The sequence below is a fragment of the Halopseudomonas sp. genome (assembly GCF_036961105.1).
GTDB lineage: Bacteria > Pseudomonadota > Gammaproteobacteria > Pseudomonadales > Pseudomonadaceae > Halopseudomonas.
The window spans coordinates 1-15,942 of record NZ_JBALWW010000017.1 but is presented as its reverse complement, the minus strand read 5'-3'; the positions used below and the strand labels follow the sequence as shown (position 1 = coordinate 15,942).

The 15,942-nt window shown below is 60.1% G+C and carries 13 protein-coding genes, 1 pseudogene and 1 other annotated feature; of the genes and pseudogenes, 8 read left to right on the top strand and 6 right to left on the bottom strand.

The genetic code is table 11. The annotated features are described in order from the left end of the window. Positions 1-16: 16 nt before the first annotated feature. From V7756_RS14620 to V7756_RS14605, 4 genes are all read right to left on the bottom strand, one after another. Positions 17-1,771 (bottom strand): GGDEF domain-containing protein, encoded by a 1,755-nt coding sequence (locus V7756_RS14620; RefSeq protein ID WP_335610928.1) that lies wholly within the window; start codon positions 1,769-1,771, stop codon positions 17-19. Between the two features lie 51 nt (positions 1,772-1,822). Further along, positions 1,823-2,692, bottom strand: coding sequence for an endonuclease/exonuclease/phosphatase family protein (locus tag V7756_RS14615; RefSeq protein WP_442909012.1), 870 nt, complete (start codon positions 2,690-2,692; stop codon positions 1,823-1,825). A gap of 12 nt (positions 2,693-2,704) precedes the next feature. Further along, complete coding sequence (locus V7756_RS14610) at positions 2,705-3,337, bottom strand: thiol:disulfide interchange protein DsbA/DsbL (RefSeq protein ID WP_335610927.1); 633 nt, start codon at positions 3,335-3,337, stop codon at positions 2,705-2,707. A gap of 207 nt (positions 3,338-3,544) precedes the next feature. Then, positions 3,545-4,153, bottom strand: a complete 609-nt coding sequence (locus tag V7756_RS14605; RefSeq protein ID WP_335610926.1) for a c-type cytochrome — start codon at positions 4,151-4,153, stop codon at positions 3,545-3,547. Between the two features lie 304 nt (positions 4,154-4,457). Here V7756_RS14605 and yihA point away from each other — a divergent pair, with 304 nt between their 5' ends. After that, positions 4,458-5,156, top strand: a complete 699-nt coding sequence (yihA, locus tag V7756_RS14600) for a ribosome biogenesis GTP-binding protein YihA/YsxC (RefSeq protein WP_335610925.1) — start codon at positions 4,458-4,460, stop codon at positions 5,154-5,156. 452 nt (positions 5,157-5,608) lie between these two features. Here yihA and polA read toward each other — a convergent pair whose 3' ends face one another. Further along, positions 5,609-8,356: a DNA polymerase I gene (gene polA, locus V7756_RS14595; protein ID WP_335610924.1), complete on the bottom strand. Its 2,748-nt coding sequence runs from the start codon at positions 8,354-8,356 to the stop codon at positions 5,609-5,611. Between the two features lie 232 nt (positions 8,357-8,588). On the opposite strand from polA, the gene V7756_RS14590 reads away from it, so the two are divergent. The 5 genes from V7756_RS14590 (at position 8,589) to V7756_RS14570 (ending at position 12,290) form a co-directional block, all read left to right on the top strand. Continuing rightward, on the top strand, positions 8,589-8,873 hold the full coding sequence (locus V7756_RS14590; protein ID WP_442909011.1) for a DUF2782 domain-containing protein: 285 nt from the start codon (positions 8,589-8,591) through the stop codon (positions 8,871-8,873). A gap of 8 nt (positions 8,874-8,881) precedes the next feature. Then, positions 8,882-9,835, top strand: coding sequence for a homoserine kinase (locus V7756_RS14585; RefSeq protein WP_335610923.1), 954 nt, complete (start codon positions 8,882-8,884; stop codon positions 9,833-9,835). Positions 9,836-10,024: 189 nt separating this feature from the next. Further along, complete coding sequence (locus V7756_RS14580) at positions 10,025-10,498, top strand: DUF2059 domain-containing protein (protein ID WP_335610922.1); 474 nt, start codon at positions 10,025-10,027, stop codon at positions 10,496-10,498. A gap of 188 nt (positions 10,499-10,686) precedes the next feature. Continuing rightward, on the top strand, positions 10,687-11,475 hold the full coding sequence (locus tag V7756_RS14575; RefSeq protein WP_335610921.1) for a peptidoglycan-binding protein: 789 nt from the start codon (positions 10,687-10,689) through the stop codon (positions 11,473-11,475). 116 nt (positions 11,476-11,591) lie between these two features. Next, on the top strand, positions 11,592-12,290 hold the full coding sequence (locus tag V7756_RS14570) for a mobilization protein (RefSeq protein ID WP_335610920.1): 699 nt from the start codon (positions 11,592-11,594) through the stop codon (positions 12,288-12,290). A gap of 44 nt (positions 12,291-12,334) precedes the next feature. Here V7756_RS14570 and V7756_RS14565 read toward each other — a convergent pair whose 3' ends face one another. Beyond that, positions 12,335-13,807: an NCS1 family nucleobase:cation symporter-1 gene (locus V7756_RS14565; protein ID WP_335610919.1), complete on the bottom strand. Its 1,473-nt coding sequence runs from the start codon at positions 13,805-13,807 to the stop codon at positions 12,335-12,337. Between the two features lie 837 nt (positions 13,808-14,644). On the opposite strand from V7756_RS14565, the gene V7756_RS14560 reads away from it, so the two are divergent. Then, entirely contained in the window at positions 14,645-14,890 is a 246-nt protein-coding gene (locus tag V7756_RS14560) for a hypothetical protein (protein WP_335610918.1), read from the top strand. A gap of 200 nt (positions 14,891-15,090) precedes the next feature. Next, positions 15,091-15,942: pseudogene (locus tag V7756_RS14555) on the top strand (IS3 family transposase); the annotation flags it as partial. Further along, positions 15,369-15,485 (top strand) — a sequence feature (AL1L pseudoknot). It overlaps the preceding pseudogene by 117 nt.

Below are 15,942 nucleotides of genomic sequence, written 5' to 3'. Positions count from 1 at the left end.
GTTAACACGGCAGCCGTCAGGCAACGGCGGTCCGGGCGTCCTGAACGATGCGGTTGCGGCCCTGATCCTTGGCGCGATACATGGCCTGGTCAGCACGATCAAACACGCTCTCGAGGGTGTCACCCTGGCAAAATTGGGTGTAGCCAATGGAAATGGTGACCTGCACCGGTTCATTCTTGAAGTGGAAGGGGCTGGCTTCGATGCCCGCGCGCAGCTCCTCCAGCGCGGTGGCGCCCTGCTCCAGCGAGGTGCCGGGCATGAGCACGACAAATTCTTCGCCGCCAAAGCGGCCGATGTAGTCGGTTTTACGTAGCCGGCGGGACAGCTGCGTCGCGATCAGGCGCAACACCTTGTCGCCGGCCAGATGCCCGAAGCGATCATTGATCGATTTGAAGTGATCCACATCCAGCACCACCAGCAGCAGCTGACCGCCATAACGCTGCCAGCGCTCGTATTCCTCTTCCATGCGTTTCTGCAACCCGGCCCGGTTAGCCAGTCCGGTGAGGCTGTCGACCATGGCTTGCTGGCGCTGTTCTTCCAGATGCTTGCGGAAGGTTTGTGCTTCCACTTCCATCACCTGAATGCGTTCGACCATGACTTGCAGGCGCTCGGATACCTGAGTATCCCGCTCCTCGCGCAGCTCCCGCGCCTGGTCCACCTTGCTGAGCAGATCACAGAGTTTGGCTTCCACGTTGGCCTTGAGCGTGTTCAGGTCTTCGGCCTCGCGTACATCCTCGTGCAGACCTTCTACCCCGCCGCGAATGGCGCCTTCCAGGCTGCGGCCCTGTTCCAGCGATTCGACGTAGGAGCTCTGGGCCTCCTCCAGATTGCCCTGAAATTGGCTCAGGCGCTGGTTCAGCTGGTGCAGATAGCGCTCGAACTCCACTTGCCTGTTCTGTTGCGCGTTGAGCACCAGACTGGACAGCGAGTCGAGCACGGCGGCCAGCTCGTACCAGTTCAAACCTTTGCCGATCTGCGCGCGCAGGCGCTGGCACTCGGTTTCCTGCTGATCAAGCAGTTGGATGTCGTTGAGCAGGTTGAGCAGGATGGACTCGATATGCGCCGCGACCTTGGAGTAGTTCTGCTCTTCGCCGCTCAGGTTGCCCAGCTTGACCGGGGCCGCCATCTGCTCGGTCTCTGCCGGCGGCTGAGCTTCGGGGGCCAGCTCAGGCGACGGTTCACTGGCCTCGGGCTGTGCGATTGCCGGCGCAGAATCCGGCATCTCCTGCGCCGCCTCGGTGTCGGAATCGCTGCTGCTGATGCTGATGCTGGTGGAGGCGTCGGCGGATTTGCCGAACAAACGCGACCATAGCCCGGATGCCGCCTCCTCGGGTGCGGCGCTCAGGGTGGCGGACTGCAGCTGGCCCAGGTCCTGCAACAGGCGTGGCAGGCTGAGCGGCAGGTTCTCCACGTCGTCGAGCTGTTTGCTCAAGGTACGCAGCGCCTTGAGCGTTTCCTTCGGGGGTTCCTGATCCTGCAATTGGCGGATCAGTTTCTTCAAATGTGAGCAAACGGCTTCAGCACGTTGCTGGCGCGCCTGATCTGCGGCCAGCACAGCACACTCCAGATCCGGCAGCAAGCCGCTGAGCAAATGGGGTGGGGCATCGCTGCGCAGAGCGCCGCGCAACTCCTTGAGCCGACGATCCAGCAACGGGTCGATGCCGTCCGCCGCAATGCTGACCCTCACCAGACCGCGCCTGAGCAGCTCTTCCTGTTCGCTGGGCCCTCGTGTGGCCGCGTAACCGGACGCGAAAGGTTGAGTATCAGACATGGGGGCTCCAGAAGGTTTTTCCAGAGATTATAGGTGAAGCAGGCGTTCTGGCTAGCCTTTACTCACAGGCTGGCACAAGCCTGGCGGCAGGCGGATGTGCATGGCCACTGGCAAATGGTCGGAAATGGCGTGGGGCAGTACATCTACCTGCTCGATGCTCAGACTGGGGCTGATCAGAATATGATCAAGCACCTTGGCCGGCTTCCAGCTGGGGTAGGTGCCGGGCAGGGTGGCGGTATGCAGCTTGCTGCCACGCAGGGGGGAATTTTCCAGCAGATCTTCGGCGTGGGTATTCATGTCGCCCATCAGTACCACGTGGCGGTGATCGGCCACGCGCTCGCGAATATAGGCCAGCTGGTTGGCGCGGCCCTTGGGGCTGAGCGCCAGGTGCATCATCACCACCAGCAGAGACTCTTCGCCCTCGCCAAACTGGGTCAGAATGGCGCCGCGACCCGGCAGTACGCCCGGCAGCTTGTGATCTTCCAGCAGGTCGGGGGCGTAGCGGCTGAGCAAACCGTTGGAATGCTGGGCAAAGCGGCCGAGATTGCGATTGAGCTGCTGATACCAGTAAGGGAAGCCGCCTTCGCGGGCCAGATGCTCCACTTGGTTGATAAAGCCTGAACGCAGGCTGCCGCCGTCCACTTCCTGCAGGGCTACCAGGTCGAAGTCGTTCAGCAACTGCGCGACCTTGCCGAGCTGCACATGGCGCCCGGCATGCGGCAGCAGATGTTGCCAGCTGCGGGTCAGATAGTGATGAAACTTCTGGGTATTGTTGCCCACCTGGATGTTGAAGCTCAGCAGCCGCAGCACATCCGGCAGGGCAGGTGCGTCGCCCTGACAGTGGTGGTTGGTGCGCAGCTCGGCCGACGACATGGAGCCGCGGGTATTGCGAAAACCTGCAATGTTGCCAGCCGATAGCATGCGGTACTCCTGTTACTGTGCCTGACGTTCCTGCTCGACCAGATATTCGGCGATTTTCAGCATGTTTTCGAAGCTGCCGGCCATCTTGCCTTCAATGCGGTACTTGCCGTTGACGATCAGGCAGGGAACGCCGCTGGCGCGATAGGCGCGGGCAAGCTGCTCGGCCTGATTCATCTTGCTCTTCACGCCGAAGGAGTCCCAGGCTTTGACAAAATCTTCTTCGCTGACGCCATAGGGCTCCAGGAACTCGATCATGGCGTCCTGATCCTTCAGCTTGTTGTTCTGCTTGTGGATGGCGTTGAAGATGGCGTCGTGCGCTTCGTCCAGCTTGCCCAGGCTCTCCAGGGTGTAGAACAGTTGGCCGTGGGTATTCCAGTCGCCGCCAAACATGGCGGGTACCGGGCGGAAGTTGACGTCTTCGGGCAGTGTCTTGGACCATTCATGGATGGTCGGCTGGAAGGCAAAGCAGTGCGGGCAGCCATACCAGAAGAGTTCGGCCACCTCGATCTTGTCGGGGTCCTGGGTGGGCGCCGGAGTCGGCAGTACCACGTAATGCACGCCGGCCTGATAAGGGGCATCCTGCGCCTGCACCATGCCAAAGCTGCCGAGCAGCCAGATCAGACCAAGGGTTAACAACGCACGCATGTAGTTCTCCAAAGCAGATAGTGATGCAGATCGTGAAGATGTTTGTGTCGAATTTACAGACCCGACAGTAGAGCAAAGATTCCCGGATTACCAGACGCAAGCTGTGGCCTGGTGTTGCTGGCGCAACCTGTTGGCACAGAATTGCGACATAAAAAAAGGATGACCGCAGTCATCCTTTCTTGTCCGGCTTTACCCAGCAGCGGTGCTTTAGCGCAGGCCCTGAATATAGCTGGCAACGGCGGCAATGTCCTTGTTGCTCAGACGGCTCGCCACGGTACGCATGATGGCCGCATCGCCATCGTTGGTACGGTCGCCTTCACGGAAGTCGGTCAACTGCTTGGCCGTGTAGGCAGCGTGCTGACCAGCCAGATGCGGGAAGCCTGCCGGTGGGTTGCCCTTGCCGGTAGGTGAGTGGCAGCCGGTGCAGGCGGGCAGGCCGGTAGCCATATCACCGCCGCGGTAGATGGCTTCGCCGCGTGCGGCCAGATCCGGATCGGCAACGCCCATGGCCAGGTTCTGTGACGAGAAGTAGGCAGCGATATCGGCCAGATCCTGCTCGTTGAAACCGTCCAGCATGCCGGTCATTTCGATGACAACACGACGGCCTTCCTTGATGTCGCCCAGCTGTTTCAGCAGGTACCGTTCGCCCTGGCCGGCCAACTTGGGAAAGTTCGGCGCTGGGCTGTTGCCGTCTGCACCATGACAGGCACCGCAGACGGCTACCTTGGCCTGACCGGCTTCGGCGTCACCCTCAACGGCATGCGCAGAGGCGGCGACACCCATGGTCAATACCAGACTAACGAGTAGTTTATTCATCGGCTAATCCAATTACGGCTAAAAGAAAATGATGGCTTTACCTGTTGTCCGGCCTTAATGACCGCGTTTTCATCACAGGATGCCTTATAGTCCGCCCATGCTAGCTGCCGCCTTCGCCGGGCGCAATGGGCGAACTGACGCAGGTAGGGAGCGTTTGGCGAGCAGCACTGAAAAATCACCTCGACAATCAACACCAAGGGAATTGTTCAGTGCTTCCCACAACCGCGGCATTATATACTAAGCAGGCCGCAAACGTGAATGTCATCAGCTTTCCAGCCCGTTGGGCGGAATCAACAGGTTTCCCATGTCGTCTACAACTCCCCTCGTATCCCTCTGTCAGCAGGCCACCTTCATCAAGAGCGCCAGTCTGGTGGAGCAATGCCCGGCCGATATCGGTCTGGAAGTCGCCTTTGCCGGTCGCTCCAACGCCGGCAAGTCGAGCGCGCTCAATACCCTGACCCACGCGCGCCTGGCGCGCACCTCGAAAACACCCGGCCGTACTCAGTTGATCAACTTCTTCCAGCTGGATGATCAGCGCCGCCTGGTGGATTTGCCCGGTTATGGTTATGCCAAGGTGCCGCTGGAACTGAAAGAACACTGGAAGCAGCATCTGGATGCCTACCTGACCCAGCGCAACAGCCTGGCTGGTGTCGTCCTGGTGATGGATATTCGCCATCCGCTGTCCGAGTTCGACTGCATGATGCTCGACTGGGCGCAGATGAGTAACATTCCTGCGCACGTGCTGCTCAGCAAATCAGACAAGCTGGCATTTGGTGCGGCAAAAAATGCCCTGCTGAAGATTCAGGCCACCATGCGCAAGACCTTTGGCGAGATGTCGACCGTGCAGCTGTTCTCCGCGCCCAAGCGTCAGGGCATCGAAGAGGCCTACGCCAGGCTGGAACAGTGGCTGTACCCGCCAGAGGAGGAGCTGCTGGAGGGCGACGAGCTGGACGAAGACGAGCCAGAGGAACTGAGCGACGACGAATGGGGTGATCAGGAATAGCGCCACGCCGGGGCACTCAACTGGCAGCTTGGCTGCAAAACCCCAAATCGCAGGCAAAAAAAACCCCGAGCTTCTATGGGGAGGGAGGCTCGAGGTTAACGACCGGGCATGTGCTAGGAAAGGGAGTGCCCGGTTTTCTGCCAACACTAAATCACATCTAAGGAGCATGAATGGCAATTAAGCCATTCATAGTCTCTGACGGGCTGGTTTCAGCTAAGTTCAAAAAACATTTAGAACGGTTGGTTATCAAAAAACCCAGGCTTAGGCCTGGGTTTTTAGCGGCAAGCGGCAAGCGGCAAGCGGCAAGCTACAAGCTACAAGCTACAAGCGAACCCAGTTGCATTGTCTGGCTGAGGCGCTGATTGTTAAACCCGTCCAGCCGGAACTCAAGCTAGGAACTTCCACTCGTTCAGCTTGAAGCTTGAAGCTTGCGGCTGCGCGCCAAAGGCGCGCTAGTGCGCCTCATCCCAGTTACAACCCACCCCCACTTCCACCAGCAGCGGCACATCCAGCTCTGCAGCCTGGCTCATGTATTCCTGCAGGCCCTGGTTGACGGCTTCGACCTGATCCTCGCGCACTTCCAGTACCAGTTCATCGTGAACCTGCATGATCACGCGGGCGTCCAGGCCGCTGTCGGCCAGCCATTGGTCGACCTTGATCATGGCGCGCTTGATGATGTCGGCGGCGGTGCCCTGCATGGGCGCGTTGATGGCGGTACGTTCGGCGCCGCGGCGCAGGGCGGGATTCTTGGCGTTGATGTCGGGCAGGTAGAGGCGCCGGCCGAACAGCGTTTCGACAAAGCCCTGTTCTGCCGCCTGGGTGCGGGTGCGCTCCATATAGTCGAGCACGCCGGGGTAGCGGGTGAAGTAGCGGTCGATATATTCCTGCGCCTGCTTGCGGCCCACATCAATCTGCTTGGCCAGGCCAAAGGCACTCATGCCATAGATGAGTCCGAAGTTGATCGCCTTGGCGCTGCGTCGCTGATCACTGCTGACCGCGTCCAGCTCCACGCCGAAGACTTCGGCTGCGGTAGCGCGGTGCACATCGAGCCCATGCTGGAAGGCGTGCAGCAGGCCCGGGTCTTGCGCCAGGTGGGCCATGATGCGCAGCTCGATCTGGGAGTAATCCGCGGCTACCAGCTTGTAACCCTTGGGCGCGATAAAGGCCTGGCGGATGCGTCGTCCCTCTGCGGTGCGAATGGGGATGTTCTGCAGGTTCGGGTCGGATGACGACAGCCGACCCGTCGCGGTAACCGCCTGGTGGTAACTGGTGTGAATGCGCCCGGTGCGCGGGTTGATCTGCTCCGGCAGGCGGTCGGTGTACGTGCTCTTGAGCTTGCTCAGGGTTCGGTACTGCATGATCACCTGCGGCAAGGGGAAGCCCTGGTCCGCCAGCTCGGCAAGCACGGCTTCGGCGGTCGAGGGTTGGCCCTTGGCGGTCTTGGAAATCACCGGCAAGCCCTGCTTCTCGTACAGAATGGTACCCAGCTGCTTGGGCGAGCCGAGGTTGAACTCCTCACCAGCCAGCTCGAAAGCTTCGCGTTGCAGCGCCACCATCTTGTCGCCCAGCTCCAGGCTTTGCAGGCCCAGCAGCTTGGCATCAACCAGCGCGCCGTAGCGCTCCACCCGGGCCAGAATCGGCACCAGCGGTATTTCGATTTCCTGTAGCACCTTGACCAGGCCGGGATGCGCCTGCAGCTTGCCCCAGAGTGTGTGGTGCAGGCGCAGGGTGATATCGGCATCTTCCGCAGCGTAGGGTCCGGCCTGCTCCAGGGCGATCTGATCAAAGGTCAGCTGCTTGGCGCCCTTGCCGGCGATGTCTTCAAAGCGAATGGTGCTGTGGCCCAGGTGGTTCAGGGCCAGGCTGTCCATATCGTGGCGCGAGGCGACCGAGTTCAGCACATAGGACTCGAGCATGGTATCGAAGGCGACGCCCTGCACATGGATGTCGTAATGGGCCAGCACGTTCATGTCGTACTTGGCGTGCTGGGCAACCTTGATCTTGCCGGGATCTTCCAGCAACGGGCGCAGCGCTTCCAGCACCTGGCGGCGGTCCAGCTGATCGGGTACGCCCATGTAACTGTGGGCCAGCGGAATATAGGCCGCCTGATTCGGCGCGACGGCCACCGAGACGCCCACCAGTTCGGCCAGCTGGGCATTGATGCTGGTGGTTTCGGTATCAAAGGCGAACAGCTCGGCGTTGCGCAATTGTTCCAGCCAGCGATCCAGGTCCGCCTGTTCGAGGATGATGTCATATTCCACTGCGGTATCCACGGCGGCAGCAGCGGGGGCGGAGGCGTCGTTCTGCGCGGCGGCCTTGGCCTCGCGGTTCAGGTCTTCTACCCAGCTGCGAAACTCCAGCTGCTGGTAGAGCGCCATCAGCGCTTCGCGGTCCGGCTCGTCGGGCATCAGCGCGTCGGCGCGAATATCCAGCTCCACATCCACCTTGATGGTTGCCAGCTGATAGGAGAGGAAGGCCATCTCGCGGTGTTCCAGCAGTTTTTCGGGCAGCTTCTTGGCGCCCCTGATGCTCAGCTCCGGAACCTTGTCGAGATTGGCGTAGATCACTTCCAAACCGCCGCCAAGGCCAGTAATCAGGCCGGCTGCGGTTTTTTCGCCAACGCCCGGCACGCCGGGAATGTTGTCGGACTTGTCGCCCATCAGCGCCAGAAAGTCGATGATGCATTCCGGGCCCACGCCAAACTTCTCGTGCACGCCGGGAATATCCAGCACGGTGCCGCTCATGGTGTTGACCAGGGTAATCTGCTCGTCCACCAGCTGCGCCATGTCCTTGTCGCCGGTGGAAATCACCACCGGGCAGCCCGCCGCCGCACTCTGGCGCGCCAGGGTGCCGATCACGTCATCGGCTTCCACGTTATCGACGCACAGCAGCGGCAGGCCCAGCGCCTTGACGCAGGCATGCAGGGGTTCGATCTGCACGCGCAGATCGTCGGGCATGGGCGGGCGATGGGATTTGTAATCCTCGAACAGCTCGTCGCGGAAGGTCTTGCCCTTGGCATCAAAGACCACGGCCAGCGGGCTGCGCGGATACTGTTTGCGCAGGCTGTTGAGCATGTTCAGCACCCCCTTGACCGCGCCGGTGGGCAGCCCCTTGGAGGTGGTCAGTGGTGGCAGGGCGTGGAAGGCCCGGTACAGGTAGGAAGAACCGTCTACCAGGATCAGCGGTGCTTTGTCAGTCATGCGTCAGGTCAACATTTCCGGAGGTAAAGGGTGGCAGACTGTCTCGCTCGGGACTGTTCTGCGGCGGAAAAGCCGAATTGGCTATTGCTTCAGGCAGATTTGCGCTAAATAGAACCGTCAGCCGGCGCAAGCCTGCAACAAACAACACCACCCGAACTTCTCTCGCGACGAACGCCTGAGCCCGACAGGCTGCTAGAATGCGAGTGTCATTCAACGATAGGACAAGACTACCATGATTCGACTATTTGGCCGTGGCCTGGCCGTGCTCCTGCTGGCCAGTAGTTTTTCGGTAATGGCGCAGGACGCCGTCACTGGCGAGCCCGATGTAACCATTCGTGAAGAGGGCGACCGCACGGTGGAAGAGTACCGCGTCAACGGCTTTCTCTACGCCATCAAGGTCATCCCCAAGAATGGCCCGCCCTACTACCTGGTGGCCGTGGATGACGAGGGCAACTACATGCGTTCCGACCAGCCCGATGGCATGCGCATTCCCTCCTGGAAAATCTTCGAATGGTGAGTTGAGCCATGTCGGTATTTACCGAAGTCAGCCGCGAGCAGCTGGAAATCTTTCTGCAGGGCTTTGAGCTAGGGCGGCTGGTGGATTATTCCGGTATTGCCGGGGGCAGTGAAAACAGCAACTTCTTCGTCAACTGCAGCTCCGGCGACTACGTGCTGACGCTGGTAGAGCGCGGCGATGTGCAAGCCCTGCCGTTCTTTGTCGAATTGCTGGAATGCCTGCACCAGGCCGGGCTTTCGGTGCCCTACGCCATAGCCGACCGGCGGGGTGAATGTCTGCACCAGCTCAATGGCCGTCCGGCACTGCTGCAACCCCGGCTTCCGGGCCGGCACGTGGAGCAGCCCGACCCGGCCCACTGCGAGGCGGTTGGCCGCTGGCTTGCCAAGCTGCACAAGGCCACGGTAGATACGCCCCTGGCGCGGCCCAGCGAGCGCGGGCTGGAATGGATGCTCAGTGAAACCCGCCAGCAACTGCCAGCTTGCAGCGGCAAGCAGGCGGCTTTGCTGGAGGAACTGCTTGCGGTGCTCGCGCGCTGGCAGCAGCACGACCCAGGCCTGCCGCGCGCCCTGCTGCACGCCGACCTGTTTCGCGATAACGTCATGTTTGACGGTCACCACCTGAGCGGTGTGATCGACTTCTATAACGCCGCCAGCGGCTGGACCCTCTACGACGTGGCCATCGCCACCAACGACTGGTGCCTCAACGCCGACGCCAGTCTCGACCCACGGCGCACCCGCGCCCTGCTCGCCGGCTATGCCAGCCTGCGCGTTTTCACCCCGGCAGAACATGCCTGCTGGCCGGACATGCTGCGCATTGCCGCGCTGCGCTTCTGGCTATCGCGGCAACTGGCGGCTGATCAGCACAGCGGCCAGCACGGGGTGCTGGTAAAAGATCCCGCGCATTTCATGCGGGTGATGGAGCAGCACCGCAATATCGACATCGGTCTGCCGCTGGCATTGTGAACAGGGTCCGCCGCTCGCGGTTGGCGCGCCTTGCCCCTGCGGCTATGCTGGAGCGCAGCAAGGAGCGCTGAGCCACGCCATGAGCGATGCCATGGGCCGGGACAGGCTGCTCGCTGTTGCTTCATTTCCCCTGGTTTGCGCTGAACATAGGCGGCGCATCAGCGGTTCATACAACGCGAGAGGTTTTTCATGAAGATATTGCAGATTCTTTACGTAGTGGCGGGTTTGAGCCTGTGCACCTGGGCGCAGGCAGATGCGGCGGCGGAGCGCGAAGCGGAAAAGCTGCTCGCGCATATGGACATGGAGGCCTCGATGGATGCCAGCATTGCCGGCATGCTCGATCTGCAGTTGCAGCAGAACCCGGCTCTGGCTCCCTACAAGAACGTGATGGTCAAGTTCTTCAAGAAATACATGAGCTACGACAGCATCAAGGGCGACATGGCCAGAATTTACGCCGACGCCTTTACCGCCGAGGAGCTCAAGGAGCTTAACGCCTTCTATTCCACCGATGTAGGCAAAAAAACCATCCAGGTAATGCCCGAGCTCATGGTGCAGGGCGGTCAGTTGGGCGCGCAGCGTGTGCAGGCCAACATCGGCGAGCTGCAGGAGATGATCGCGGCCGAGTCGCAGCGTATTCAGCAGTTGCAGCAGAACCAGCAGTAAGCCGCGAGGGCTGGCGTTGAGGCGCATTCCAGCTAAGCTTGCTGATGCGCTTGATTGCCAGCCCTTGTCGGGTCTTTCTGCCAGGGTGTGGTGGTTGTAGTACAAGCCCGAGCCGCGGCGATGTTGAGCAGTGCCGTCCTGTGATCTTCGATCACTGATTTGCGCGCGCAACAGACGAGGCCGAGCCCATGATTCCCGTCGATGGCAATTTCATCCTGGCAGTAGCTCCCCGTTTCTCCGGTTCACTGGCACAGGCGCAGATGCGCATAATCGGCGAAATTTCCGCCGCCTTTGCCCCCACGCTCAACAGTTATCAGATCAATACCCGCCTGCGCATCGCCCACTTCATGGGGCAGGTGACACACGAGTGCGCCGGCTTTCGCACCACCGAAGAGTTTGCCAGCGGCGCGGCCTATGAAGGCCGGCGCGACCTGGGCAATACCCAGCGCGGCGACGGCCGGCGCTACAAGGGGCGCGGCCTGATTCAACTCACCGGCCGCGCCAACTACCGCAGCATGGGTGCGCGCCTGCAACTGCCGCTGGAAGACGAGCCCGAACTGGCGGCCGATCCGCTCACCTCGTTGCGCATCGCCTGCGAGTACTGGGCCATGCGCGACATCAACCCGGTAGCAGACCGGGATGATCTGATTCGCGCCACGCGCTTGGTCAATGGCGGCCTGAACGGGCTGGAAGACAGGCGCAAGTATCTGCAGAAGGCGAAAACCGCCGTCGCCGCCATCGAAGCCATTGGCGTATCCCAACGCCAGGGCGGCAGCACCGCCGCCTTGCGGCGTGGCTCCTTTGGCGATGCCGTGGGCGAGCTGCAGGAGCTGCTTGCTGCCAAGGGCGTACCCCTGGCCATCGACCGGGACTTTGGGCCGGCCACCGAGCTGGCGGTGATGAGCTTTCAGAAGGCGCAGGGGTTGCTGGTGGATGGCATCGTCGGTCAACAAACCTGGGAGGCGCTGCGAACCTAGTGTCGGCTGGGGTTATTGGGGTAGTGCGAGGCCGGGCGTCACAGCTTGTTCGCATTGCTGGCCTATATTTCGCATTGAAATATGAAACACCTTCCAGCTCTGCACAGGATGCATTCATGAGTACCATTCACTTCGTTGGTGGCGAAAAGGGCGGGGTCGGCAAATCCGTTGTGTCGCGCCTGTTGTCACAGTTCTTTCTGGATAACGGACTGCTATACGCCGGTTTCGATGCCGACCAGTCCCACGCCACGCTCACGCACTACTACCCCGAATTCACCCGGCCCATAGTGCTGGACGACTTTGAAAGCATCGACCAGATCATCGAACTGGCCACCGATGATGAAGCCAAGCAACTGCTGGTAGACCTGCCTGCCCAGAGCCAGCGCTTTCTCGATCGCTGGCTGGAAGACAGCGGCGTACTGGAGATGTGTGACGAGCTGGGGCTGAAAACGGTGTTCTGGTACGTGGTAGACGGCGGGCGCGACTCGGTCATGCTGTTGCAGGCCTTTCAGCAGAAGTACGGCGCGGTAATGCCCTTTGTGGTGGTGCGCAACCACGGCTGCGGCAACGATTTCAGCGATATAGATGCGGTGCTCAGCAGCGGCGCCGCACCCCGCTTGCTGGCGGTGGTCGACATTCCCGAGTTGCACGTGGCCACCCTGCACCGCATCGACAAGCTGGCACTGAGCTTCTGGTCAGCGATCAACCTCAAGGGCAGTGATGGTGCGCATCTGAGCATGATGGAGCGCCAACGCACCAAGGTGTGGCTGCGCAAGGCCTGCCAATCCATCGGCGAAGCCTTTCAGCGCATCTAACGTACCGCCGCTGCAGAGCAGGTGCCCGCAGCGGCGGCGCCTGTTCAACCCTGGCGTTCCAGCGTGCTGGCGCTGTGCTGCGCTGCCGCGTTGCGCATCAGCAGGTAATGCAGCACCGCACCCAGCAGCGCACCCAGCAGCCAGGCATAGCCGTGCAGATCGCTGACCGCCGGGACCCATACCGAGGCAACCGAGAAGGTCGAGGCGACTGCGAAGGAGATCATCGCCTTGCGGTTCCAGCCAGCATTGAAATAGTAGGTAGAGCCGGGCTGGGCGCTGAACAGATCCTGCAGGTTGAGCTGCTGCTTACGCACCAGATAGTAGTCCGCCACTATGATGCCGTAGAGCGGTGCCAGAATCGCGCCCAGGGTATCCACGAAGGCGGCGATACCCATCTGGCTGATGAACGACACCCAGAGCGCGCCAATAAAGAAGGCAATGGCCGCAGTGATAAAGCCGCCGGTGCGCGCGCTGATGTGCGCCGGGGCCAGGTTGGCAATGTCGTAAGCCGGCGGAATGAAGTTGGCCACCAGGTTGATGCCCACGGTCGCGGCGAAAAAGGTCAGGGCCGCAATAATGGTCAGCGTCAGGTTGTCCACCCGCGCGACAATGTCGGTGGGGTTGGTCAGGGTCTCGCCAAACACCACCACGGTGCCGGCGGTAATCACCAGCGCAATGATGGAAAAAATCGCCAGGCTCACCGGCAGACCCAGAAAGTTGCCCTTGGTCATCTGCTTCTCGTCCTTCACAAAACGGGCGAAGTCACCATAGTTGATCACCACCGCCGCAAAGTAGGCGACCATGGTGCCCACCACCGCAAAGAAAGCCGCGACCGGGCCGGCCTCGTACTCGCCCGTACCGGCAAAGATGCTGCCCAACTCGCGCAGCAGACTGGGGCCGGCCTGATACCAGATGATCAGCATCAGCGCGATCATCACCAGGTACACCAAGGGGCCCGCCCAGTTCAGAAAGCGGGTAATCCAGTCGATGCCGCGAATAAACAGCAGCACCTGAAACACGCAGACAATCACGTAAGACAGCCAACCGATAGCAGTCATGCCCAGAAAGGTGGCCGCGTCTGCCGGCGATTCCAGCACCGCGTTCAGCAGCAGCGCCACGGCGGTCGAGGCAAAGTAGGTCTGCACCCCGTACCAGAAGATCGCCACAATGCCGCGCACCATCGCCGGGAAGTTGGCCCCGCGCACGCCCATGCTGGAGCGCGCCATCACCGGGAAGGGAATGCCGTACTTCACGCTTGGCTTGCCGGTCAGCTGCACCAGCCCCATCACGATAAAGCCCGCCAGCACAATGCCGCCCAGCACCGCCCAACCGCTCAGCCCGTAAGAGATAAACAGGGTCGCCGCCAGGGTATAGCCGAACAGGCTCTGGATATCGTTGGACCAGACGTTGAAAATCTCGAACCAGCCCCACTTGCGCTGCGCAGGCGGCAGTGGCGCCAGATCGCTGTTATGCAGCGAGGTGTCGATGTGATCGATCTTGAAGTCGTGATTGGCCATGAGCCCTTCCCTTGCGTCTTGTTGTGGTTACCAACCGGCCTGAATACTTCAGCCCCGCTGGTTGCGCTTGCACGTTCTATTCCGCCTTTCGCGCTGGCAGCCACATGCCCAAAACAGGCAATAACAGAGACCAACAGCCAGCTAGGCGGAAAAGGTCGCACATTGTGTACAAAAATTCATGGCCTTTGTATGCAAAATTTGTAGTGAGTTGACGGAAGGCGCTACCAAACTGATTAAGTGCGTGCGCTGCGGCGGGGCACCAAGCGAAAGATGCGCCATCGACAGGCGCAACGCGTGCGTACCCAGCGCCAAACAACATCCGCTTTACCGCACGCCGATATGGCGCTACTTTCTGTATATGGCAATGAGCCAGATCACAGGAGTCCAAGGATGGCGCGTAGTGTTATTGCACCAGGCAGCAAAGCCCCTTTCGCGGCGTTACGCTCGCTTTCTATCTCATCCCTTCAAGGCACTCAGCTTTTAACCGAAGCATGCGCGCGCTTGCGCTCGTTTGGCGGCGGCGTTGAGGGTGAAAGCATGAGGAGCGGCATGCCATCCAGTGTTATTGAATGCACGAAATGCGGAAGTCACGCGAATACGCGTGGTGGTTGGGCGCTTATGTTCAACCGGCTGAATTTTAAGGTTTTTTTACAGTGGGACGGCGGCGGGGAGCGTTGATATGCGGAAGGCGCTGATAATCAATCATAAAGCCGCCGGTCCAGTAAGCTGTTATGAGTATGAAGCTGAATAAGTATCGAGATAAGGCAAGTCTCCATAAATCCGTGCCAAGCAAGTATAAGGAACTTGTGCAATTGGTGCCGGAGGAAAGGGGGCCATATGCTTATTGTTCTGAAAGATGGTGTTGCCCATGTCAGGAGCGTCAAAAAGGCAGTGTCTCACATGGAAGAGGGATTTACCTTGGTGGTCGCGGCAGAGGATTTAACGGAAGAGGCCGCCAGTGAGTTAAACAGCGTGAATGGTATTCCGATTACCCTTCGAAATTTTTTTCACTGGACTGAAGAAAGCCACAAGCGTATTCAGCAATTTGGCGGTGCCAAGGAGAAGCCGCGTGAAAACTCATAACAAGTCGCGTCACACGGATGCCCTTTACGCCGCTTCGCTCTGTAAAGGCCACCGGTGCGCTTCGCGTTATGTTTCAGGAGATGAGCCGTGCTAGGGAAGTTGTTCGGAAGAAAAAAGGAAGAGCTTCTCAAGAAGGATGAGGTGCGCGTAGTGAATCACACCGGGTTTCGTGGAGGCCTCAACTCTTGAGAGAATGAGGCATGAAAAAATCCAACAGCTACTCCCCAGAAGTCCGTGAACGTGCCGTGCGCATGGTTCTGGAGAACGTGAACGACTACCCATCCGAATGGGCAGCGATCGAATCCATTGCGCCCAAGATCGGTTGTGTTCCGCAAACGCTGCACAGCTGGGTGCGCAAGTATCAAACTGACCTGGGGCGCAGGCCCGGGCAGACCACTGAGGAACGGGAGCGGATCAAGGCGCTGGAACGCGAGAATCGTGAGCTGCGTAAAGCGAACGAGATCCTCCGCCTGGCCAGTGCTTATTTTGCCCAGGCGGAGCTCGACCGCCGCAACAAACCCTGAACGGCTTCGTCGACGAATATCGTGACCGTTACGGAGTCGAGTCGATCTGCCGAGTGGTGCAGATTGCTCCGTCCGGTTACTACCGGCATGCAGCTCGAGCTCGCCAGCCAGCGCTACGCAGCATGCGGGCCAGACAAGACGAGCTGCTGAGTAGTGAGATCCAACGCGTCTGGGATGACAACATGCAGTGTTATGGCGTCGTGAAGGTGTGGAAGCAGCTACATCGAGAGCGTATCAACGTCGCGCGTTGCACGGTGCAAAGGTTGATGCGCCGGCTTGGGTTACAGGGTGTTCGCCGCGGCCAGATAATCCGTACTACGGTGCCTGATGGGAAGCTTGTATGCCCGCTCGACAAGGTCAATCGCCAATTCCATGCCAGTCGCCCAAACGAGCTGTGGGTCTCAGACTTTACCTACGTTTCAACGTGGCAGGGCTGGCTGTACGTGGCCTTCGTGATAGATGTCTTTGCACGCAGAATCGTTGGCTGGCGCGTCAGCAACAACATGAAGACTGAGTTCGTGCTGGATG